At 59.7% G+C, this 20450-nt stretch carries 32 protein-coding genes; all 32 read right to left on the bottom strand.

Translation table 11 applies throughout. The annotated features are described in order from the left end of the window. Nucleotides 1-74: 74 nt before the first annotated feature. Nucleotides 75-797: a ribonucleotide reductase N-terminal alpha domain-containing protein gene (locus tag V2I08_RS07760; protein ID WP_349634583.1), complete on the bottom strand. Its 723-nt coding sequence runs from the start codon at nt 795-797 to the stop codon at nt 75-77. A gap of 162 nt (nt 798-959) precedes the next feature. Then, nucleotides 960-1241 (bottom strand): hypothetical protein, encoded by a 282-nt coding sequence (locus V2I08_RS07755; protein WP_349634582.1) that lies wholly within the window; start codon nt 1239-1241, stop codon nt 960-962. After that, a complete protein-coding gene (locus V2I08_RS07750) occupies nt 1241-1816 on the bottom strand; it encodes a hypothetical protein (protein WP_349634581.1) in 576 nt (191 codons plus the stop codon). Before V2I08_RS07750 ends, V2I08_RS07755 begins: the two co-directional genes overlap by 1 nt. 193 nt (nt 1817-2009) lie before the next feature. Then, the gene (locus tag V2I08_RS07745; RefSeq protein ID WP_349634580.1) at nt 2010-2195 is read right to left on the bottom strand and encodes a hypothetical protein; all 186 of its coding nucleotides are present in this window, start codon (nt 2193-2195) and stop codon (nt 2010-2012) included. A 247-nt stretch (nt 2196-2442) separates the two neighbouring features. After that, nucleotides 2443-2604, bottom strand: a complete 162-nt coding sequence (locus tag V2I08_RS07740) for a hypothetical protein (RefSeq protein ID WP_349634579.1) — start codon at nt 2602-2604, stop codon at nt 2443-2445. Beyond that, nucleotides 2604-3185 carry a hypothetical protein gene (locus V2I08_RS07735; RefSeq protein ID WP_349634578.1) on the bottom strand — a complete coding sequence of 194 codons (582 nt, stop codon included), beginning with the start codon at nt 3183-3185 and terminating at the stop codon, nt 2604-2606. Before V2I08_RS07735 ends, V2I08_RS07740 begins: the two co-directional genes overlap by 1 nt. 8 nt (nt 3186-3193) lie before the next feature. Further along, nucleotides 3194-3466, bottom strand: a complete 273-nt coding sequence (locus V2I08_RS07730) for a hypothetical protein (protein WP_349634577.1) — start codon at nt 3464-3466, stop codon at nt 3194-3196. 75 nt (nt 3467-3541) lie between these two features. After that, the gene (locus V2I08_RS07725; RefSeq protein WP_349634576.1) at nt 3542-4453 is read right to left on the bottom strand and encodes a hypothetical protein; all 912 of its coding nucleotides are present in this window, start codon (nt 4451-4453) and stop codon (nt 3542-3544) included. Nucleotides 4454-4467: 14 nt separating this feature from the next. After that, a complete protein-coding gene (locus V2I08_RS07720; RefSeq protein WP_349634575.1) occupies nt 4468-5181 on the bottom strand; it encodes a hypothetical protein in 714 nt (237 codons plus the stop codon). A 100-nt stretch (nt 5182-5281) separates the two neighbouring features. Continuing rightward, nucleotides 5282-6541, bottom strand: a complete 1260-nt coding sequence (locus V2I08_RS07715; protein ID WP_349634574.1) for an AAA family ATPase — start codon at nt 6539-6541, stop codon at nt 5282-5284. 137 nt (nt 6542-6678) lie between these two features. Further along, the gene (locus V2I08_RS07710; RefSeq protein ID WP_349634573.1) at nt 6679-6903 is read right to left on the bottom strand and encodes a hypothetical protein; all 225 of its coding nucleotides are present in this window, start codon (nt 6901-6903) and stop codon (nt 6679-6681) included. Further along, entirely contained in the window at nt 6903-7163 is a 261-nt protein-coding gene (locus V2I08_RS07705; protein ID WP_349634572.1) for a hypothetical protein, read from the bottom strand. Before V2I08_RS07705 ends, V2I08_RS07710 begins: the two co-directional genes overlap by 1 nt. 47 nt (nt 7164-7210) lie before the next feature. Next, a complete protein-coding gene (locus tag V2I08_RS07700) occupies nt 7211-8293 on the bottom strand; it encodes a hypothetical protein (protein ID WP_349634571.1) in 1083 nt (360 codons plus the stop codon). An 84-nt stretch (nt 8294-8377) separates the two neighbouring features. After that, nucleotides 8378-8650 carry a hypothetical protein gene (locus V2I08_RS07695; protein WP_349634570.1) on the bottom strand — a complete coding sequence of 91 codons (273 nt, stop codon included), beginning with the start codon at nt 8648-8650 and terminating at the stop codon, nt 8378-8380. Nucleotides 8651-8790: 140 nt separating this feature from the next. Continuing rightward, the gene (locus V2I08_RS07690) at nt 8791-9852 is read right to left on the bottom strand and encodes a hypothetical protein (RefSeq protein WP_349634569.1); all 1062 of its coding nucleotides are present in this window, start codon (nt 9850-9852) and stop codon (nt 8791-8793) included. 1 nt (nt 9853) lies between these two features. Further along, nucleotides 9854-10117, bottom strand: coding sequence for a hypothetical protein (locus V2I08_RS07685; RefSeq protein WP_349634568.1), 264 nt, complete (start codon nt 10115-10117; stop codon nt 9854-9856). Between the two features lie 19 nt (nt 10118-10136). Then, the gene (locus V2I08_RS07680) at nt 10137-10433 is read right to left on the bottom strand and encodes a hypothetical protein (protein ID WP_349634567.1); all 297 of its coding nucleotides are present in this window, start codon (nt 10431-10433) and stop codon (nt 10137-10139) included. Further along, a complete protein-coding gene (locus tag V2I08_RS07675) occupies nt 10433-10963 on the bottom strand; it encodes a hypothetical protein (RefSeq protein ID WP_349634566.1) in 531 nt (176 codons plus the stop codon). The genes V2I08_RS07680 and V2I08_RS07675 overlap by 1 nt, the downstream gene beginning before the upstream one ends. Beyond that, complete coding sequence (locus tag V2I08_RS07670; RefSeq protein WP_349634565.1) at nt 10960-11295, bottom strand: hypothetical protein; 336 nt, start codon at nt 11293-11295, stop codon at nt 10960-10962. The genes V2I08_RS07675 and V2I08_RS07670 overlap by 4 nt, the downstream gene beginning before the upstream one ends. Then, nucleotides 11295-11534: a hypothetical protein gene (locus V2I08_RS07665; RefSeq protein ID WP_349634564.1), complete on the bottom strand. Its 240-nt coding sequence runs from the start codon at nt 11532-11534 to the stop codon at nt 11295-11297. The genes V2I08_RS07670 and V2I08_RS07665 overlap by 1 nt, the downstream gene beginning before the upstream one ends. Further along, the gene (locus V2I08_RS07660; RefSeq protein ID WP_349634563.1) at nt 11531-12160 is read right to left on the bottom strand and encodes a 3'-5' exonuclease; all 630 of its coding nucleotides are present in this window, start codon (nt 12158-12160) and stop codon (nt 11531-11533) included. Before V2I08_RS07660 ends, V2I08_RS07665 begins: the two co-directional genes overlap by 4 nt. Then, nucleotides 12157-12483 (bottom strand): hypothetical protein, encoded by a 327-nt coding sequence (locus tag V2I08_RS07655; RefSeq protein ID WP_349634562.1) that lies wholly within the window; start codon nt 12481-12483, stop codon nt 12157-12159. The genes V2I08_RS07660 and V2I08_RS07655 overlap by 4 nt, the downstream gene beginning before the upstream one ends. A 137-nt stretch (nt 12484-12620) precedes the next feature. Next, nucleotides 12621-15068, bottom strand: coding sequence for a DNA polymerase (locus tag V2I08_RS07650; RefSeq protein ID WP_349634590.1), 2448 nt, complete (start codon nt 15066-15068; stop codon nt 12621-12623). Then, nucleotides 15046-15171, bottom strand: a complete 126-nt coding sequence (locus tag V2I08_RS07645; protein WP_349634561.1) for a hypothetical protein — start codon at nt 15169-15171, stop codon at nt 15046-15048. Before V2I08_RS07645 ends, V2I08_RS07650 begins: the two co-directional genes overlap by 23 nt. Then, nucleotides 15168-15626, bottom strand: coding sequence for a hypothetical protein (locus tag V2I08_RS07640; RefSeq protein ID WP_349634560.1), 459 nt, complete (start codon nt 15624-15626; stop codon nt 15168-15170). The genes V2I08_RS07645 and V2I08_RS07640 overlap by 4 nt, the downstream gene beginning before the upstream one ends. Next, nucleotides 15626-17311 carry a LysR family transcriptional regulator gene (locus V2I08_RS07635; RefSeq protein WP_349634559.1) on the bottom strand — a complete coding sequence of 562 codons (1686 nt, stop codon included), beginning with the start codon at nt 17309-17311 and terminating at the stop codon, nt 15626-15628. Before V2I08_RS07635 ends, V2I08_RS07640 begins: the two co-directional genes overlap by 1 nt. 17 nt (nt 17312-17328) lie before the next feature. Continuing rightward, a complete protein-coding gene (locus tag V2I08_RS07630; RefSeq protein WP_349634558.1) occupies nt 17329-18081 on the bottom strand; it encodes a hypothetical protein in 753 nt (250 codons plus the stop codon). Beyond that, complete coding sequence (locus V2I08_RS07625) at nt 18078-18284, bottom strand: hypothetical protein (RefSeq protein ID WP_349634557.1); 207 nt, start codon at nt 18282-18284, stop codon at nt 18078-18080. The genes V2I08_RS07630 and V2I08_RS07625 overlap by 4 nt, the downstream gene beginning before the upstream one ends. Next, complete coding sequence (locus V2I08_RS07620; protein ID WP_349634556.1) at nt 18281-19030, bottom strand: hypothetical protein; 750 nt, start codon at nt 19028-19030, stop codon at nt 18281-18283. Before V2I08_RS07620 ends, V2I08_RS07625 begins: the two co-directional genes overlap by 4 nt. A gap of 66 nt (nt 19031-19096) precedes the next feature. After that, complete coding sequence (locus V2I08_RS07615; RefSeq protein WP_349634555.1) at nt 19097-19405, bottom strand: hypothetical protein; 309 nt, start codon at nt 19403-19405, stop codon at nt 19097-19099. Further along, nucleotides 19402-19803, bottom strand: a complete 402-nt coding sequence (locus V2I08_RS07610; protein WP_349634554.1) for a DUF3850 domain-containing protein — start codon at nt 19801-19803, stop codon at nt 19402-19404. The genes V2I08_RS07615 and V2I08_RS07610 overlap by 4 nt, the downstream gene beginning before the upstream one ends. Before the next feature lie 142 nt (nt 19804-19945). Beyond that, the gene (locus tag V2I08_RS07605) at nt 19946-20326 is read right to left on the bottom strand and encodes a hypothetical protein (RefSeq protein ID WP_349634553.1); all 381 of its coding nucleotides are present in this window, start codon (nt 20324-20326) and stop codon (nt 19946-19948) included. Nucleotides 20327-20450: the final 124 nt, after the last annotated feature.

Genomic DNA, 20450 nt, shown 5'->3' with positions numbered 1-20450 from the left:
AAATTTGTTGGTTGTCTTGCTCATAACGGATGCTCCTTCTCACAAGTTGGAGCCTCCTGGAAACCCGGGGCGCTTCAGATGGTGTCGATGAACACCATGTAGGGCTCGCCAGTCTGCTTGCGGACCTCGACCATCTTGCGGAAGAGCGTGCGGGCGTGGACCTCCTTGGTCACCTGCTTGGTCTTAGGATCGACCAGCGGGAACATGGCGTCGGCACGGACGGCCTTCATGAAGTCGTCGGTCAGATTGACCGCGTTGTGGAGGTTGAGCGCCTTGCGGTTTGCATCGCCGCCGGAGGGCTTCCGCATCTCCAGCCATTCTTCGATCTCAGGATGCGAGACATCGAGATAGGCGGCATAGGAACCGCGCCGCGTCTTGCCCTGTGAGAAGGCAAGAATCCAGCGATCCATGGGAACGGTGAAAGCCAGCGCGCCGGACGTGGCCGAGCCCTTCGACGTGCTGGTGCCCAGCGAACGCAAGTCGCCGATATAGGCACCCACACCACCACCGACCGACGACAGCATGGCCGTCTCTTCATAATGGTCGATGATGCCCCGGCGGCTGTCGGGCATGTAGTTCAGGAAGCAGGAGATGGGGAGACCACGGCCGGTGCCGCCATTGGACAGCAGCGGGGTGGCGAACATGAACCAGCCGCGCGTCACATAGGAATAGAGGCGGTTGGCATGAGCGGCGTCATCACCAAATGCAGCACAGGCGCGGGCGAAGGCTTCTTGCGGCGACTTCTCATCGCCAACGAGGTATCGGTCTTGAAGGGTTTCGAGGGCGTGACGGGTCAAGCGACCATCACGCCCAAGGTCGATAACGACCTCGTTCGGGTTTACGGGCATAGGTGGGGATTTACTCGTGGAGAGGAGAGCAAGGGGACAGCCATGATACACAATCATGACGTGGAAAACAACAAATCTATCTGGTGGAGTGCCAGATAAATATCTTGACACCTACACTGCGTGGCGGCGCTCAACTGGTTGTGGAGGAACACCCGGATCGGAGAGGACTGCGATCTCGATGTGGATGTGGGTGCCTTTGTTACCCATGTCGTAGGTGAACGTCTGCCCACCTTCATAACGACGCAGGATGGTCAGATCGAGCGTGGGCATCTTGCACGCCGACAATGCATTATTGACGACCTGCACCATAGGTCCTTCGGCCATCGTGCCATCGATAAGCAGGAAGCCGTCTGCCGCCATTTTGAGGTGGAAGCGCGCGTAGCTGGTGTCCATCAGTTCACGATGCTCTGGAATGCCTTGGCGACAGAGAAGCGCGGCAGGGCAAGACCGGTGCCATAGGCCCATACCTTACCGTCATGAGATCGCACACCATACGAGCCGACCTCGATACCATCCGCCATAAGATCGTGGCCAATGTCTGTCTGAACCGGATCGGCCTTGAGGCCATGCACACGAAAGAAGCGTTGAGCCTCAACCACCATTGGTTCGTAGTCGGGGTCTTCCCCTGTGTTGTCGAACAGTTCGACCTTCATGAACATCGACTGGCGGAGGATGTCGTATTGATCCTCGACGCGAAAACAGGGCGTCACACCGACATATCGGCCGGGAGGCAAGTCGAGCGTGATGAAGCCCTGCTCGGCGGAGCCTACCAGAGGAAGGTCAAAAACATTTTCGATACCATTGCGAGCGACGGTCACCACGAAGCGCGGACTATCGGCAGGAAGGGTGGCGTCGATCGCAGCCATGGGGACGACCCACGGCACCTCGCGATATTCATAGCCGAGCGATTTGTAGAACTGGACCGCCTCGCCAAGCAGGGCATAATCGATCTTGGGTGTGATGTTCATCAATCGTCCTTGAGAACGTAGAGGGCGATGCCACCAAGGATTGCGTAGGCCGCTCCGGCGACAAAGCGCGCGGAGTTAGGCCAATCCGCAACCGGATAGGCCTGCCAAAATGTGAAGCTGACCAGAGCCCAAGCAATCAGAGACGGGGCGACGCCGATGCACGACGCGAACACAAATTTAAGGCATAGGTTATTCATCGGGCCGACCTGTGTCCGTTCTTGAAGGCTCTGCCAGTGATGGCGGCCATGGTGATGAGATCGTCCAGCGAAGAGCCGGGATGGTGGCGGCGCAGGTATCCCTCCACTGCGCCGACGAGATCGCTCAGTTCGACCAACGCCATAATGCGTGCGCCCTGAGAATGAGCGTCGGCGAGTTCCATAGCCTCCTCGATAATCTTCGAGGGTTCGCCAAACTCGCCGCGAGGGATTTCGCTCAGATGATAGCCGGGGAGGGGCATCAGGCGGCGCGGAACCGCTGGCCGGTGATGCTCTCGGCAACGGCCAAGAAGAAGTCGGCGATCATTTCGCCGATACGCTTGGCTTGAATTTCGAGGTCGGTCATAATGTCTCCTGTTGCTCCGAGTGACTATTGAAACTGTCACTCGGAGTCAACGAAAAAGCGCCGGATTACGACATGATATATTTCCAGCACGCGACGATAATCGCGCACAGGATCGACAGCCCGGCGAGCCCGACGACGATCAGACCGGCACAGCCCAGCCGCCAGATGCGCTTGAACTGTCTTTCGCGCTGCTGCCGCATCAGTGCAGCTTCGGGGTTCCAACTCATTAGTGGATCGTCTTGTCTGCACGCTGCTGAGCAGCGGCGTCGGAATAGGCGAGGTTGGCATAGCGCACGCCGAGCTTGGTGACGTTGGCCTGTAGCACTTCCGCGCGACTGATGCCGCAGGCCTCGCGGATCGCGGCCAACACGGTCTCCAGCAGGTAGAGCTTATGCACAAGGGCGGCGCGATCGAGCGGTTTGTTGTAGATCACCCACTTCTTGACGACATCGAACACATCTGCCGCCGTCTGCGGAAGGTAGGTGTAGTCCGAGGCGAGGACCACCAGATCGTCAGGGATCGTTTCCTCATAGAGGATGTCGGTAATCCGGCGCAGGCCTTCCACATAGAACTCGATGTCGCCGAGTTCCTCGATCAAATTCTCGCGATCGAGCTTCCGACCGCCGATGTCATGATCACGCAGCGGCGTGAACAGTTCCCCGGCTTCACCGGGGATGCAGGAGGCCATGTGCCATGCGTCGGCCTTATCCGGGGTCAGCGTCGCAAGGATCGCATCGCCCGGCTTGACCAAGGCCGCCACGAACGGCGGATAGGTGGTCTGTGAACCATTGGGAAGATTGTAGAGCATGAGACTCCTTATGCAGCGAGCGCCTCAGGGCGGCGGTCGGGGTTGATAATCTGGAGGGAGGTGGGGTCGATGTCGTTGTTCTGTTCGACGATCTGTTCGGCAAAGGCCCACACCCTCTGACCGAACTCAGGCGACTGAACGAACGAGCGGAGGAAGGCACCGGCGACGTTCGCCCCGGTCATGAGGTTCGGCTCTGCGGCGTCTTGTTCAGCGCTGATTTCGTAGCGGAACTCACCCGTGGTGATGTCGAGGTCGGTCAGGGTGAGGGTAATCTTGGCCATGAATCTAAGCTCCTTGTGATTCGGTGAATGCGGTTATGTTCTCAGTTTGTTCGCATGTAGGAAAGAGGAAAAATCCTACGCGGCGATGGGGAAGTCGAGGTCCTCGTTCGCGATGAATTTGCGGTGCTGCTGCCAGCCCCACAGGTTCCCGTGACGCTCCGGGTTCATCCAGCGGGGCTTTTCGCCCTTGCGCAGGAGGAAGTCCGGCTTGGCCTGATGTTCGGTCGGGCTGGCGTGGATAAGGTCAGCCGTGATCAGACGCTCGAACAGCTTGAAGTCAGCATCGATCGAGGTCGGCTTGCCGTCGTGCCCGACATAGGAGACACGGGCGCAGCGGGCGGCCGAAATCTTCTTGAGCGTTTCCAGCAGTTCAGGCCCGGAGATGACGCGACCATGCTTGGCGTAGAACCAGTCAGCAGCGCGGTCATAGTCAACCGCTCCGTCGATGTAGGGCAGATGCCACTCACCATCGCGCAGATGCTGGGGTTTGGAGTTGGCCAGAGCATCCTTCCACGCCACCGCCAAGGCGGCGATCGTGGGATCAGCGTCGCCATGATCGCGCAGGCCGAAGAAGTTCTGGGTGAGCGACGTGGTGACCAGCGTGCGGATGTGCTGATACGGCTCAAGGTAGCGATTGACATGCTGCTTGTGGAAGCCAAGGTTCGCAAGATCAGCGGCACCCTTGGCAGCATGTTCGAACATGTCGCGGACGATCGCTTCACCCTGCCGGACCTGCTCATCACCGGCCTTGGTCCAACCCTGCATACCGGACTCTTCCATCCGCCACTCGGCGGGAAGAGCCATGTTGGCACGAATGTCGGCCAACATACGCAGGAACGGGATGGCGCGAGACGACGCAGCGTTGCGACTGAACCGCCGATGAGTCATAAACTCGGCGTGGATAAAGCGGGGGTAGGTGAGGGCGACGGTGACCAGTTCAGGAGCGTCCTGACCGATGCTATGCTTGATGACGACTGCGGACTGCAAATGCGGACCCCTTCTTATGCGAGAGCAGCGAGCTTCTGGAGGAAGCGGCTCTGAAATTCCTGAATGACGCGGGCGACCTGCTCACCAGCACGAGCGGCCCGGTTCTTGATTTTTTGGGTGTCCGGCAGAGCCGAGATCAATCCGTCAATCAAAGCCTCGCTTTCATGTTCCCCCGGCGTGGGCTTCTGCCACTCCGCTTCGACGCCGATGGGGACGCCACCCAATTCGATGATCTCCATCACCTCGTTCAGAAACCGAACGTCAGTGACCACGACTTTCCCATTCCTGAGCAGCGGCTTGGTAACCTCCACCCAAAATTCTTCGTGCATGAGCTTGCGACCCCAATCGGTCCCCAAGGTCTGCATGGCGTGTCGGGGAGAACGGCCCGCCAGATATGGCGTGGGCTCTTCCTTCAAATCGCCTTCGATCATCCTCTCGATCGTGTCCGGATCGGCCCCCTGATAGGCGAGCAAAGCCCGGATCATCGTCTTCAAGGCCCCGGCGAATTTCACATTCTCGTAGCCCTGCCCCAGCAGCGTTGCAGCCGCTGTATCTTTCCCACTCCCCTTTCGGCCGATCAAGCCGACGAGTGTTGGTGTCGATGTCACTTCGTCTAAATCCTTCTTGTTTGCCTGTCCAGTGCTTGAGATGAAACGTGTGAAATTATCGATGAACCGATGGAACCCGCTATTAACAGGTTGTTTACGGTGTCGCTTCGCCTCTAACAAAAGCCGTTATTTTTCAATATCATGCGGAGGTAGGATTTGCGGATTCTAGCGGAAGAAACTTCCGCTCACAGAGGAAGAAACTTCCGCCAAAATCACCGAATCACTCCGGGGCGACGATGATGAGTCGTTCGGCAGCGCGTGTGATCGCGGTATAAAGCCACTGGTCTGCGGCTTCCTTGAACACCCATGATTCGTCGTGGACGATCACTTCATCCCACTGCGAACCCTGACTCTTGTGACAGGTGATCGCCCAGCCAAAATCGACACTGTGATCTGTGATCCGGCTTTTGAACGCCGCCTGCTTGGACGCCGAGGACCAGTTCTTCTCGCGTTTGAGGTGTTCCTCGAACAACCCTTGATAGGTGAACAGGCGTTTGGCCGCGCCTTCCTCGTCCTTGATGTCGAGGATGAAACGGGCAGAACCCTCTTCCAGATCGTCGTGATCGGACGCGGAAAAGATGGAGGTGCCATTCACCAGCGCCGGATGAATCTTGGAGTTCTTGCACATGATCAGCGGTTCGCCCGCCTGCGGTGCCGTCAGTCCGCCGAAGCCAGCAGCCTTCCTGATCTTGGACGTAAGCTGCCACCGGCGCTTGTTGGTGCCGCAGATGATCTGGGCATCACGCGCAAGATCGAGACTGAACTCGTCCTGCTTCGGCCGGATGATCATCACCCCACCACCATAGTCACCATAGTCGCCGCGCTCGCCCTTGCGGACCATCGTGGCAAGCCGAATGATGGGGTTCTCGGCCGCCTGCCGGTGGATTTCGGTCAGGAAGAAGTCAGGCGTCCCGCTAAGGAAGCCCGGTTCATCGCCGACTGGCGGAAGCTGGCCGGGATCGCCGATGGCGAGGACCGGGATTTCAAATGACGCAAGGTCTTCCGCCATCTCGACACCGACCATGGAGGCTTCGTCGAGGATGATGATTTTCTTGTCGTCAGTGATGAGCTTGGAATCAGGGTTCAGCGAGAACCGCAGATCGTCCATGGTGTAGGCGCGATCCAAATCCTTTTCGAGGATATGGATTTTACGCTCCTGCTCCTTGAGTTCCATCCGCAGGTTAGCAGGGGGAGGATCGGCCGCACCTGTCTTGAGCGCCATCCACTGTGTCTTGGCCTCCTCAAGCTGCTTCTCCAGCACCTCGGCCTTCTGCATCTTGGGCTGATAGATCAGCGAGTGGACGGTCGAAGGATATGCGTTGGTGAAGCCCTGTGCCCGGAGCTTTTCACCCATCACCTTGGCGGCCTTGCCGGTGGGCGCACAAAAGGCGATGTCGGCGACCGTGAGGCCAAGTTCATTCATGATGTCGGGCAGGATCGTGGATTTACCGGTCCCGGCGAAACCCGCCAGCACGAACACCTGCTTGATGGCAGTGTCGTTCTTGAACCAATTCACGATCTTCTTGACGCCGGACACCTGCTGCGACGACAGGGTTACGGACATAGTGATCCTATTTTATCTGGAGCGGCCACAGCCGCCTTCGCGCGCCAGCGCCTTCAAGAACGCCGGAGAGGCTTTTTCTCGAAGTAGGAGGGGTCACCGGTGATGACCCACAGAACTGCTTGGAGCAGCGCGGTCGAAAGAAGGTGGACGGCGTAGAAAGGGAAGATGAGGACCCTCACCACCAATTCGCTCGCCGCGCGGACGCCGAAATAGCGATCGAAGAGAGCCTTCCCTACGAAGCCAGCAACGAACAAGCTGATGATGAGGGCGTGCTGCATCACGCGGGCGTGACGTAGCCAAGCTGGCGACTGTCGAACAACAGCGCAGCAGCAGCCAATAGATCGCGGAACTCGCCTTCTTCCATGACCAACGAACCACGGCCGTTCACGCCAACCGTGTAGGTCTTGACGGGCACATTCTCGCCATGGATGACATTGATCAGCGCGTTGTTGCAGAAGGTGCCGTCGATGGAGACACCGGGAGCCTTCTGGAACTCACCGGTGCTGTGTGCCTTTGGCAGGCGATCGAAAAACTGCATTGGAATATCCCGAAAAAAGGGGAGGGGCACGAGGCCCCTCCACCAGATCAGTCGAAGCGACGCATCCGAGCGGACGGCGCAGCGCGCCCGGCCGAACGACCACGCGGGGCCGGGGCGACCTCGCCGTCATCTTCATCGGCGGGGGCGGTGTCAGCAGCCGCAGCGCGGCCACGACGTGCCGGAGCGGGCTCTTCCTCCGGCTCTTCGACCGGCGGAGCGGCACGACCACGACGGGCCGGAGCGGGCTCTTCCTCCGGCTCTTCAACCGGCGGAGCGGCGCGACCGCGACGTGCCGGAGCAGGTGCTTCTTCCTGCTCATCATCGACCGGCGGCGCGGCGCGACCACGGCGAGCCGGGGCAGGCTCTTCCACCGGCTCCTCGACTGGCGCGGCGGCGCGGCGACGCGGAGCAGGCTCTTCGTCGGCGGCAGCAGCAGCACGACCGGCACGGGCAGGAGCAGGCGTCGGTTCGGGCGCATAGTCGCGCTCATCTTCGTCGGCACCGAGCGTGAGGCCAGCGAGTTCATCCTCGCTGATCCAGCCGACGATCTTGAAGAGCAACGACCACTTCTTGCCGTGCTTCTTCTGCTTGGGAATGTAGCTTTCCGTCTGCAGTTCGACGATCGGCAGTTCGCCCATGTGCTGGGTGAACAGCTTGCCATAAGCACCCGACAGCTTCTTGACCGAGCGAACGGCACCGCCGGTCGAGGTCTTGAACAGGAGCTTGGTGCCCACGGTCTCATGATTGGCGTCTTCGCCATATTCCAGCAGGACCGCCGGGAACGCGGCGGACTCGCGCCAGCCGTCGTCGGGATCGTCATAGGGACCATGGTCTTTCAACTCATGCTCGAAGGGCGGCTTGCCTTCGGTGACCAGCTTGAGGATTTCCTCCTCGACCTGGCTTTCGACCCAACAGGTCCAGCCGAACTGGAGGCCGTGCATGTCCACGACGATACGCGAACCGACCGGCAGTTCCTCGTCATCGGAGCCGAAAGTGATGTCGCCGGTGTTGCCGTTGAACTTGAGATACGCACCGGTATCCACATCGCGAGCCGCTTCGGCCCACGGGTTGACGCCGCCATAAGCGGCAAGGGCGGTGGACGCGCCCGACGAAGGAACGAGTTGTCCCATATTTACTCCTGAGGGTGGGGATTATAGCGAAACTGTCGCTATCACAGGGGAGTGTCCGTCAGGCCGTCCCTGACGGACACGAAATCAGGCGGCGGTCGTGCCCGTGGGCAGCGCGGCCTTCATGTTCTTCGCGATCTGGGCGTCGCGCGCGGCGGTCGCCAGCTTGTCAGCGATCTTCTTCGTGGCGTCGGCATATTCCTGATCGACCATCGACTGATGATTGTTCAGGGTGCTGATGACCTTTTCCTGCTCGGCGACGAAATCGTCGAAGCGCTGGTCGAGCAGGGTGATGAAATCGACGAGCGACTGGATGTTCCGCGCCACAAGGCGCAGAAGGGTAATCTTCACAATGTTCATGGGGGTCCCTTTCAGGGAGGCAGGTTGGCGGTGGGAAAACTCAGGGCCGGTTCGCTGAGTGGTTTGCATCGGCTAGGTGGTCTGAGTAGCCAGATCACCTCCATGTGTCAAGTTAAAATAACACATGGAGGTGAAGAAAACTATCCGACTGGTTCCTTGATCTTCACGACCAGACGCTCGAAGCCAGCGCCCTCTTTCTGGTAATCTTCGATCTTGATACCGTCAGCCGCCATGGCGAGGAGGTCCGTGGACTTCTTGCCATTGAGCCACGACATCGAGATCGAGAAGCGGTCATCGCCTGCGCCCTTGGTGTTCGCCGCACGCAGCGCTTCCTTGATCTCCTCATCGACGAGCTTCTTGTCCTGCTTGGCGGTCTTTTCGATCTCCGCAAGCGACCGCTGACGTTCGGCCAGCACCGCCAGCCGATCAAGGACATCTGCCGGGAGCTTCTTCGCCTTGACCTTGGGCATGAGTTCGCCCTGTGCGATGGCGCATTCCTCCGTGAACTCGCAGAGCGCACAGTCGCCGGTGATCTTGCCCTCGGCCATCAGTTCAGTCGGCTCTTGCGTCGCATAGACGAGTTTCGCCCGCTCGATCGCCTTGGCATAGACCTTGGGATCATATTCGACAGGGTAGCACCGGATGTCGGACAGGAAGCTCGCGTTGAAATAGATGATCACAGCGAACTTCGGCCGATAGTCGGTCAGGTCGTGCATGAGCCCCATCTGGACCTGCGTCTGCCCGACGTGGACCTGTTTGGCCTCCTTGATGTTGGAGCGGGGATCGAAGCTCTTGAACTCGACGACAAATTCACCAGTGCCTAGCAGCGAGGGGATACCAAGCTGCGCCAGTGCATCGTCGTCGGCATCGATCACCAGACCGTCCGGCGTTGCCGACAGACGACCCTTCTTCAAGGTCTCCTGATCGGACCCGGCGTAGATCAGCTTGGCGTCGGTGCCCTTGAGGATACCCATCACGGCCGGGACCGCGACGTTGTTTTCGATCACGTCGCCGCGCCGCGCCGCGCCCCAATCCTGCTCATGATCGTCATCGGCCTCGTAGCCAAACTTCTTGAAGAAGTTCTTGCGGAGACAGGTGAAGACTTCGGAAGCGCCGAGGGACAAGGTGCGGTCGTATTTCCACACCTTTTCCTCACCTGCCGAGAAGGCCTCGAACAGGTTGTTAAAGTCGAGCGCCGCCATATCAGTCGATCCGAACGGTCGAGGTCTTACCGAAGGGCGACCAATTCGAGCAGACGACGCCCGACACCATTTCACCACGGGGATTGCGTGCGGTGAAACCAGTGGACTGATCGTCGTCCTTACCGCAGCCAGTGAAGCGGTAGCCGGTGGTCGTCACGTCGGTGAAGCCCATGGCACGCACCGCACGATCAGCGCCCGTCGCATCCGAGCAGGACGCAAGGAGGGTTGCGGCGAGCAGCGTGCCCGCCAACATAATCTTTCGCATGTTGTTGATTTCCTTGTATTTACAGGGAGGTTTGGAAAATCCAAGGCCGGTGCTTACGCAGGCTGGCGAGCTTCGCCTCCCGCATCACGACGAACTCGCCAATCGTGATGAAGTCCGGATTGGCGATCAGGATTCCAAGGACGGTGTGGAGATCGACCAGTTCGGTCTTGAGGTTGTCGAGGTTGGTGGCGGTCCGCCCCTGATCGGCATAGGGCACGAAGTCTTCGCCGGAGTCGGCGATCTTGCAGCGCTCCTTGATGACCTCGGAGCTTTCCTCGATCACCAGCGTGAGGAGTTTGTCGATGCGGGTGTCCATCAGTGCAGCACCATGGTTTGCAGGCCGTATTTGCTGCTGGTCTTGTTGAACTTGGCGCGGGTGGCGGCTTCCAGATCGATGTCGAAACGCCCCGCCAAGGTATAGGCCGTCACCAAAACCGTGTTGAGCGCCTGCATCAGTTCGTTCGGTGTCGCTCGCGATCCGACGAGGCCAAGTTGCTCGCGTTCGAGCTTCTTGACGATGTTCTGGGCGACACCGACATCCGCGCCGAGGCCGATGAACAAGGTGGACGTGCTGACATCTTCGGAAGGAAGGGCGTATCCCTTGACAGTGATGCCGGTCTTGATGGCGATGTTGATGGTGCAGATCACCACGTCACCAAGCTCGTCGGCCAGATTGGCGTAGGTGTCCTCGTCCGGCACGGAGGAAATCTCCTCCCAGAGTTCGAGAACCTCACCGGCCTCGCCGCCAAGTTCGTTGCTGAAATAGGACAGGCTCATCGGCGCGGCGGCGCACCATTCGACCTGACGCGCGGACGACGCCTCAAAGAGGGTGGGATAGAAGATCATGCTGCGGATGGGTCCGGTTCGTTGTGCCAATAGGCGACGGCAAAGGCGTCGGCTTCGGCGAGATGGATGAAAGGCCCGTGGTTGTTGCCTTTGGGGTCGGTCCACCACCACATGCGGGTCGCATCCTGCCAAGGATGAACGGTGCCGTTATGCTGCTGGTGGTTGGTGGCGAGGAACTGGCTCTTGAACGGTCCCTGCAGCCCTGTGTGGCGGTCGCGATACCACCACGTCCCTCGGATCGGCCCGTTGAAGCCGTCCTTGATCTCGAACGGCGCGCCGAACGGAAAGGACTGCTTCGGGTTGATCTTGAGGAGCTTGCCCTCGAAGCTCATCAGGCCTCCATCTGGTAGGTCACCGTGACCGGGACGGTCTGGAGAGACAGAAGCGACCGACTGACGACGGCGACTTCATCGTCGGACATCTTGGAGCCCAGAAGACGGCGCATCATGTCCTTGATCTGGTCCATGACCTCGGTCGCTTCTGGGTCGGTCGCCATGGCGGCGGAGAGCAGCGGCGTGCCATCCAGACCGATGGCGTGGACGCCGAACATTTCCTGTGTGAAGGTCTTCATGCGGCGAGAGCCTTTGCTTCTTCCCACGCTGCAAACTCCTCGTCGAAGTAACCTTCATCGACGAGCAAGTTGAAGACGCGGCGTGTTGCCTGAATGTCCACAATTGCCGAGTGAGCATTCTCCAACTCTTCATTGAAGAAGAACTGATAGCACTCCGACAACTTGGGCCACTTAAAGTTGGTCCGGTTGTCCTTCTTGGGCAGCTTGAGGATGTTGGTGGTCTTCTCCATCGTGCAGAGCGTTGGCTTGCCACACAGGACGGAGTAGGGATTGCGCTCGGCATTGAGCCGGGCGTGCTCGATCGCCATGAGCTTGCGGTCGAAGGCCACGTTGTGGCAGACGATGAAATCACAGTTTTCGGCCGCGATCATGAACAGATCGACCGCATCAGCGATGGGGATGCCGCTTTCGTAGCACATGTCCTCGGTGATGCCGGTCAGTTCGCGGGCTTTCGCCCCGATCGTCCAGTTCTGGGGAGTGATGAGGGTATCCACCACCATGGCGTCAGTCCGGTTGATTTCCAGAATGAAGCCAAGCTGGGTGACGTGAGGCTGCGACGGATTGCTCAGCAGTTCCGAGCGCAGCGGGAGACCGGTGGTCTCGGTGTCGAAGAAGAGGAACTTCATTCGCCACGAGCCTTCGAGATGAAGGCGTCGGCGGTGAGGATCGACGGTTCGACCGAGCCGCTCACGACGATCTCGTCGAGGCGGCAGTCGTTGTCCGCAAAGCGCAGCGCGCTGTGCATGGCGTTGTGGATCAGCGTGTAGAGCCACGAGCGGAGGACGATCTGGATGATCGGCAGCAGCGCGACCCAGAGCGGCATAGCGACCCAGCCGGTGAAGTAGAGGGTCAGCGAGATGATCGCGGACACAGCGGTCGCGATCATATAGACCAGACCACCAGCCCCGGTATTGGGGTAATAGTTCTGGGACAACACGATGGGGTTCATGAAATCTCTCAAGCAAAAGGGGAGGATCGCCCGGCGGCATGGGAGCCGCCGGGCTGGGCGAAACGGGTTCGCTTGAAATGTCGGAGAGTTGTTCTGACGTAGCAGACTATCTCCAAATGTCAAGCTAAACTGTCACTTTAGTGCGTGTGCATCCATGTGATTCCGGTCGATGCCGATGCTTCGACAGGCAGTTCGAAATCGAGGAACTCACCTGCGGCCTTGGCAGCTTCGATGCAGATGCGGGCGATGTCGGCTGCGTGCTCCTCACGGCACGCGATCTGGACCTCATCGTGGACCCACGCGCAGAACACGAAGTCGGCATCCCAGCCATATTCGTAACCGGCCGTGGCCAGCATGTCTTCGAGCAGGATGATCCACCAGTTCGCGATCGTCGCGCCCATCCCCTGCAAGTCGGTGTTCAAAGCAGCGTGCTTAGAGCGAACGAACAGGCGACGGCCGTCCAGACCAGTGATGTATTTCCGGTTCGCTTCACGCTGGGTGTCACGGATGACGCGGCTCAGCGCCGGGAGGTTGCGAAGGAAGCGGGCCTTGAGTTCCTTACCGATCTTGGCCTGCACATGCGGTGGTGCCAACGGCGACACAATCTTGCCGATCTTCTCGTCACCTGCCCCGTAGAGGAAGGCGTAGATAAAGGTCTTGGCCGTGTCGCGACTGTCAAGCCCGGCAAGCGTCTGGTTTTCGGAGTGGATGTCACCTTCCAGCAGCACCTTACCGTAGGCACCGCCGTCGTAGCGCGCCATGCGGTGCGCCAGACAGCGAAGCTCGATGCCTGCCAAGTCGGAGCCGACCAGCAGCCAGCCCTCCGGACAGCCAAAGAGAGAACGACATTCCAGACCCCAGCCGCCCTTGAGACCGAGCAGCTTGACCGTGACCTTCTCGTCCGGGTCCATCGTCTGCCACCCGTCCTTGAGGACGACCGGCTGCTTGCCCCACATCGCGGTAGCCTTGACGATGCCGTCGTAGCAGCCGGGGTAGGCGGCGATCAGATCACCGACGCGGACCTTCTTCGACTTAACCGCCGGGACCTGCGCCAAGTTAGGAAAGGCGTGGGTCGCACGGGTCGTAACCGCGCCACATGGATTGACGTAGGCGTGGATGAATCCATTTACCTGAACCTTGAGCCAAGCCTGATTACCGTCCTTCAACTGGCCCATCAGCTTGTTTACGGCCATCAGGTCAGCGAGATGCTCGGCGACGGGGAAGCGATCCATGATCCGTCGCAGGATCACGTCGTTAGCTTTGACGTTACCCTTCTCGGTGTAGTCCTCGTCCTCCGGCTCCCAGCCCATATCCTGCAGGCGCGACGTGATCTGGGGACGCGAGCGCGGGTTGAACTCCTGCCACTTGATCGGCGTGAACCACGAGCCAGTGTCCCACCGCGCTTTCAGCGGATCTTTGTATTTCGGGCTGGTGGTCGTCCGCTGCTTGGGAACGCCCCACCAACGCACAGCGTCGATGTCGTCATCATCGATCCCGAAGTCCGGGAAGGCGTCGCCGGTGGCGTTACGACCGACCGGCGGCGCGTTGATGCTCTTCTCCGGGACATAGCGGCCGGGGAACTCGATCGTGAGTTTGGCTTCCAGTTCGCCGCGCGCCTTCTCCAACGCACCGGCGAGAATGTCAGCGCGCTCCACATCGAACATGAAGCCGTTCTCCTGCTGGCGAGCCATCAGGTCAGCGAGACGGTGCTGGACGAACACAGCGGAAGGTGCAGCTTCGCGGCTCTCGATCATCTTGACCAAGAGTGAAGTCACGTCCACGTCGTTGACGCAGTATTCTTCGAGTTCTGGGGTCCAAGTGCCCCAGACATACTGACGCATCTCATCGGTATCCTTTGCGATACCGCGAGCAAGGGCCTCCTCTTCCTTCTTCTTCTTGTAGTCGCCCTTATACATGCCAAGGCGCTGGCCCCAGCTATCGAGAGTGTGCTTGCCGATGTTCTTGCCGTCGATCTTCTGCTGCTCGAACAGCCGGAAATCCTTGTCCTTCTGATCGGGGAACAGGAGACGGGCGAGAACCAGCGTATCGCGGATGCGGGCTTGCGGTTGCCAGCCGAAGAGAAGCTCCAGCATCGGGATGTCGTAGGCCACGATGTTGTGGCCCATGATCGTCTCCGCGCTGTCGAGCAGGGCGAACAGCTTATGGATCGTGTCTTCGCGCTTGTTACGGCGGAAGACCCAACGCTGGCCGGTGTCATAATCGCGGACGACAACGCAGTGGACCGTGGTGACCTGATGCAACAGGCCATCGGTTTCAGCGTCAAAGACGAGGATACGATGCTTCGGAGGAGCGAGCTTCACGGGAGCGTTTGCCTTGAGCAGAATACTGTCGCAGTGACAGCGAAGGGGAGCGCACCAGCACAGGAGGTCCTTTCCCCGGAGGGCGGACACATCGAGATCGGGGAGCACGAACTCCTCGAACTTGTCGCAAACCATGTCGCGACTGCCGTGCTGACCGGCGATGTAAGGGTTCCCGTAAGGGGAGCCTCGGCCACAATAGACCGCCGACTTTGGGTGGTTCTTGTGGCGGAGGTTCCAGACCTTAGGTGTAGGCAGGGGGATCATCATCCGGCTTGAACAAGAGCAGGAAGCCGACCAGCGCGACCGCCGCGAATTTCAGCGGCAGCAGCATGTCGGAGACGACGGTGTGCATCTCGTATGTCGTCATTGGTTGATCTTCATGAGCTTGGGCTTGCGGGTGACCCCGGCCTTGAGCACGTCGTGATAGCCATAGTCGTGGCAGACGATCTTGCCCTTGAGCCGACCGAAATTGGCCCAATGGATGTCGGTGAAAAAGAAGGGGACTTCCTTCACCTCCTTCTCGAACTGCTGCTGCGTGATCGGCTGCGTGCGGGCCATGATGAGCGCACCAGCCCAGATGTCGATGTCGATCACCGGCGCGAAATACTTGGCGAGATCGGTGTCTTTGACCTCGTTCCAAAGCTCATATTCCGCGACGTTGCAGAAGACGCGGGAAGCGTATTCCAGCTTGATCACCCGCGACGGATCGTGCCGCAGGGCAAAAACCCGCCGCGTCGATCCGCTACCGAGCTTCTCGCCGACCAGCAGATCGAGAGCGCACTTTTGCAGGCTCGTAGCCTCTTCGAGAATGTCAGATGCCATTAAGCGGCCTCCATCCAGCGCTCACCGATCTGGTCGGCGAAGAAGCCGCCGCCCATCATGGTCAGGATCGTGCGCTTGCCGTTGGGATAGGTGCAGATATGAGCGTGCGCCCACGACGACAGGCCGCGATTGTAGCCCATGTCCATCTTGCCGGAGACGCCGCCGATATAGGCACCGTCCGTGATCGACGGGCTATGGGTGTGACCGGTGTTGGACTTCATGCCCATGCGAGTGAACGCCGCCGGGGAAGCCTTCGCGCCGTTGGCACCAAGGTGACCGTGCATTGCACATTCGATGTCGCCACAGATTACGAACGAGGAGTCTTCATTGACGAAGACCACATCACTCGGCACCCCATTCTCGCGAAGGAAGTCCTCGAACACCGGCGGGTTGTCGTTGCCCGCCGACAGGTAGCGATAATAGCTGGCCTGCATTTCGAGGAAGAACGTCGCGTTCTCCGGGTCATCTCGATAGTCGGCCGTCTTGAGCCACTTGACCAATGCCTGATCGTGGTTGGATTCCACGACGACGGCCATGCAGTCATCACGCACGACTTCCGACAGGAAGCTGGCACACCCCAGCAAGGCGGACTTCACATTGGCAGTGCCATGTGCGTGCGTCTTGAACCGGAAGTGATGGTCCTTGATGTTGTGATGGTTCCGGGGCGCGAAGTCCGAGAGGTCGTGGTAGAACTCGTAGTTCGGGCGCAGCCAGTAGATCAGCGGCATCATACCGTTGTCCCGATCTTCCCGGTCGTTATCCCAATTCGATTCCGACCAGCGGACGCGCTCCGAGACGCTGTATCCCCAAGTTGCCTCGGCAACCTCCTCGTCCAGCTTCTCGTGATGGATGTCGCCATAGGTCAGCGCTTCTACGCGGTGCCCTTGCGTGACGCCCTCAGGAGTGATGTGACGATCGAGATCGTAGAACGAACCGTCGTCGAGGCTGTCGGCCAGCAGATGGCGGCAGAAGAACGTCCCATTCGGAAGAAGCTCGACCAGCACCGCGCCGACGACGTGATGGAAGGTGGCCTTGATCCCGGCTTTCTTTCGCACGTAGTTGGGCAGGGTGACCGCGCCCGTGGTCATGATCTGCTTTGACAGCGCGTTCTTGGCGGTGGGGATCGATTTCAACTGCACCTTGACGTGCGGGAAGATACCCCACTTGTCGCGGGTGTAGCTCTCGAAACCCGACAGCGGCTGGACGGCCGTGGGCAGCGTGTTCATCTCGCCGCAGAACACTAGCTTTGGACCGATGTTGATACGATCGTGGACGATGTAATCGTCGATGCTTGCGGCGTAATACACGCCCTCCGACCGCTTGTCGTGATCTTCGAACAGCGCCTTGTTGTAGGTGAAGCCGGAGATGATGATCTCGCAGTTCTCCAACCACTCCGCATAGGTCTTCAACGACTGCAGGAAGCTCTCATGGACTTCCGACCCATCCTGCGCCGAAGACAGGATGAAGTAGCGTGGTCGATCGCCCAGCGGCTCGAAGACTACGGGCTTGGGCGATCGGTAGGACCGGAACTCAAGGGGGAGTTGGACTGGCGGGGCGGTGTCGGGAGCCGACGCAGCGCGCTTGAGGTGAAGCCGGAGGGTTGATTCCGGCATACCGAGAGCGCGAGCAGCAGCGCGCTGACTGCCTTCTTGAGCAATCGCTTCATAAAGCTGGTTGATTTCCATGTTGGAGAAAAGCCTTGTCAGGACGCCCGGACGGGCGAGACCTTGCTGGGGTGAGAATAGACGATGGAGGCCGCACCCTTGATGTGACGCCAGTCCCAGATGAACCAAGCGTAGGTGTGGCGGGGCGATCCGGTGGAGCCCTCGATCCAGCGCGGCCGTTTCGTGACCACGATCTTCTTGTGGAACGGCGGGAGGTTGAAGAGGTCCATCCGTCCCTTGCCGCAGTCGAACTCGTTGCGGAGGAACATCACGACCTGTCCCTTGACAGGCTCGGTCAGATCGAGCGCATGGCGAACGAAGGCTTCGGCCATGCCCTTGGGATAGTCGGGCGTGGTGGCGTAGGGCGGGTTCGTCCAGATCGAGCGGATGGGCTCGCCGCCGCACTTGGGCAACGCGGTCTGGGCGAAGAAGTCCATGCCCGCCGCACCGAAGCCCTGATCGTGCAGATCGCTCGACCATGTGTCATAGCCGAAGTGCATGAGGCGCAAGGCGATGTCGCCTCGACCACATGCTGGTTCCCAAATCTTCCCCTGCGGGATGACGTGGGTCAGAGCACAGTCCACGTTCTCCTGCGGAGTGGGGTAGAAGTCTGCCTCGATCCGGTCATAGCCCGATCCGCCGAGCATGGCGGCATCGCGGCGTGCCGCTTCCCGACGACGGAGCAGGTCCGCCAGTTCGGGATCGTCGGTCGCGCTATCGGTGATGATCGGCTCATACTGCAGATCATATTCTGCAGCACTCATCGCGCTGACCCCGGAGAGGCCAGTCATCGACAACCTCCAAAAAGCCAGCCAAGAGCGCGTCGCCACAGCGGCTTTTTCATGCACTCCACCAACGCGACAGCGCGCATGAAGCGCTCGACGATTTGGTCAAACTCCTCGGTCGGAGTATCCAACCAGCACTCGAACTCCGAGCGGACGATCGCCAACTGGCCGTTGACCTTGACGTTTGTAGAGAGGGTGAACTGACTCACAGGCCATACCCCCGCTTCGCATATTCAAGCGGAACGTGGTGGCCGTCCCAGACCTTGCACTCGGCGAACTTGTCGAGGAACCGCTGCTTGGCCTCCCTCGGCGACCAGCAATAGAACTCCGGAACGACCTCATCGATCGTCTTGCCCGGATGGTCGTTCTCGTTGCTGTAAGGCACCGGCGGCACGCCGATGAGCTTGTCGCGTTCGAGGAAGATCATGTCATTGTCCACGGCACGCACGGCTTCGTAGATTTCCGGCGAAGTCGGGACGTTGAACTCGGCGAGGATCGCCGCCATCAACGCCTTCTCATAGTCGTAATAGCCGCCGAGGGCGGGCTTGAGCGGGCGCGGCACGTCGCAGAGATAGGCTTCGCTCGCGTCGTGCATCAGGCCGTAGAGAGCCGGGCTGGCGATCTTCTCCCAATCTGCGCCGGGCACGAGTTTGGAGCGGCCGATGTTGGCCAGATCGGAGACGATGACCGAATGCTGGGCAACCGAATACAGGACCGGCTCCCCGGTCGCGAGGTTCGACGTGCCGCCCATCCACCGGCACTGCAGCGAAAGGCTGTGCGCGATATACTCGATGTCGAAGACGTTCATCGGGTGAGGGGGATCGAGCGGGACGAACATGCGCCCCTTCGGAAGTTGGATTGCATCCGCGATGGGGAAGCTGCAGTCAGGGCGCACAGGCGCGCGGACGGCATCCGCAAAACGCGGAGTCCCCGGAAGGGGAGGAAACTGGCTCATGTTGGGGAGGTCCTTACTAGGTGAGGTTCTGATAGACACACGATCGCTGTGTGTCAAGTCAAAATGTCACTTGGGATCGTGTCGAATGGCGTCCATGTCCGCGCCTGCGTTCTCCAGCGCGGAAAGCATCATGTCAGCAGCGAAGGTCTGGAACAGATCGTTGAGGTAGATCATCGCCTCTTTGTAGCCGGTGCAACCTGACGCTGTGTGGGTGGAAATCCGCAGTTCCTTGGGATCACCATGGGCAGCGAACCATTGAGCGGCCTTGATACCGCGTTCAGAGCGATAGAGCTTGTCGCGAAGCTCCCGAACTGCCGCTTCGGCGTCGCCGGTCATCACTACCAGCTTCTCGGTTTGTTCGTCCGTGAGCGTCACTGCATGGTTTCCATCACTGGCGACATCGACAGGATCGCCATATTGCGATCGAGCCCGCCCGACGATAGCGCACATGGGCTGTCGTTGCTGGTGATGTAGGTGATCTCGAACACGCACTGCTCGCCGCTATAGGAGCCGGAGCGAGGGTCCCATTCGCGGAGCAGCACGCGGTCGCCGACCTTGTAGGACCGCTTGCGTTTGTCCCGCATGTCGTGCTTCTTCCGACCGGCGATCATCTCTCGATAGAACCACGGCCACGATTTCATCTCGTAGTCATAGCCCTTGGCAGCGCGGCCGTAGCAGGCCTGCAGGGGACCGGGAGGACAATTGGCGAGAATGCGGCTGAGTTCTTTTTCCTGCTCGTCCGTCAGGGGCGCGATGGTGTAGGAGGTGTCCACGCTGTTTCCTTGTTCCTTTGCCTGCGGACACGGGAGGGCAAGCGCACCCCACCCACCACCTGCGATGTCTGTTGCGTCACAGGCTGTGCAGACTTCATCGTAAGTCGATGCGTCTGACGACCGCGTGACATGCGAAGGGTGTTTAACTTGCTTCATATGCCTCCTTGGGAGTGATGTGATGGGCGCGGATGCGCCACAATTCTGTCGCCTGACATACCCCGCCCTTTCGGCCGAACTTGTCCGACAGGCCGGTGGCGTTGACGATGATGGGGAGAAGATCGGGATGCTCCGCGATATATTGATCCCACAGGTCCGCGTAGAGCTTGCTGACCTCCGCGACATTGACTGGCCGAAAGCCTTTGGCCTCTTTGACGGAGAGACCGGTGTCACCATTGCGAAAGACCTTCGCGGCCTGATATTGTTGCTCAATCGTCTTCCCGTTGACGCGAGCATAGAAAGCGCTGAACCGGCGGTCACCGGCGCTGCTGCATTCGAGGAAGGGCGCTTCACCGTGGCGGATCATCGACGCCTCCCACAGTGACAGGCCTGTCCGCCGTGGAGTCGTCTGCCGTTGTGGCAACGAGAGCAGTGCGAAACGCCGTCGCCCGCAATATGCATCGCGAACGTCAGCGCGGCACGCCGCTGCA

Source organism: Sphingobium sp. MK2, assembly GCF_040170545.1.
GTDB lineage: Bacteria > Pseudomonadota > Alphaproteobacteria > Sphingomonadales > Sphingomonadaceae > Sphingobium.
This window is presented reverse-complemented; position numbering and strand designations above follow the sequence as displayed.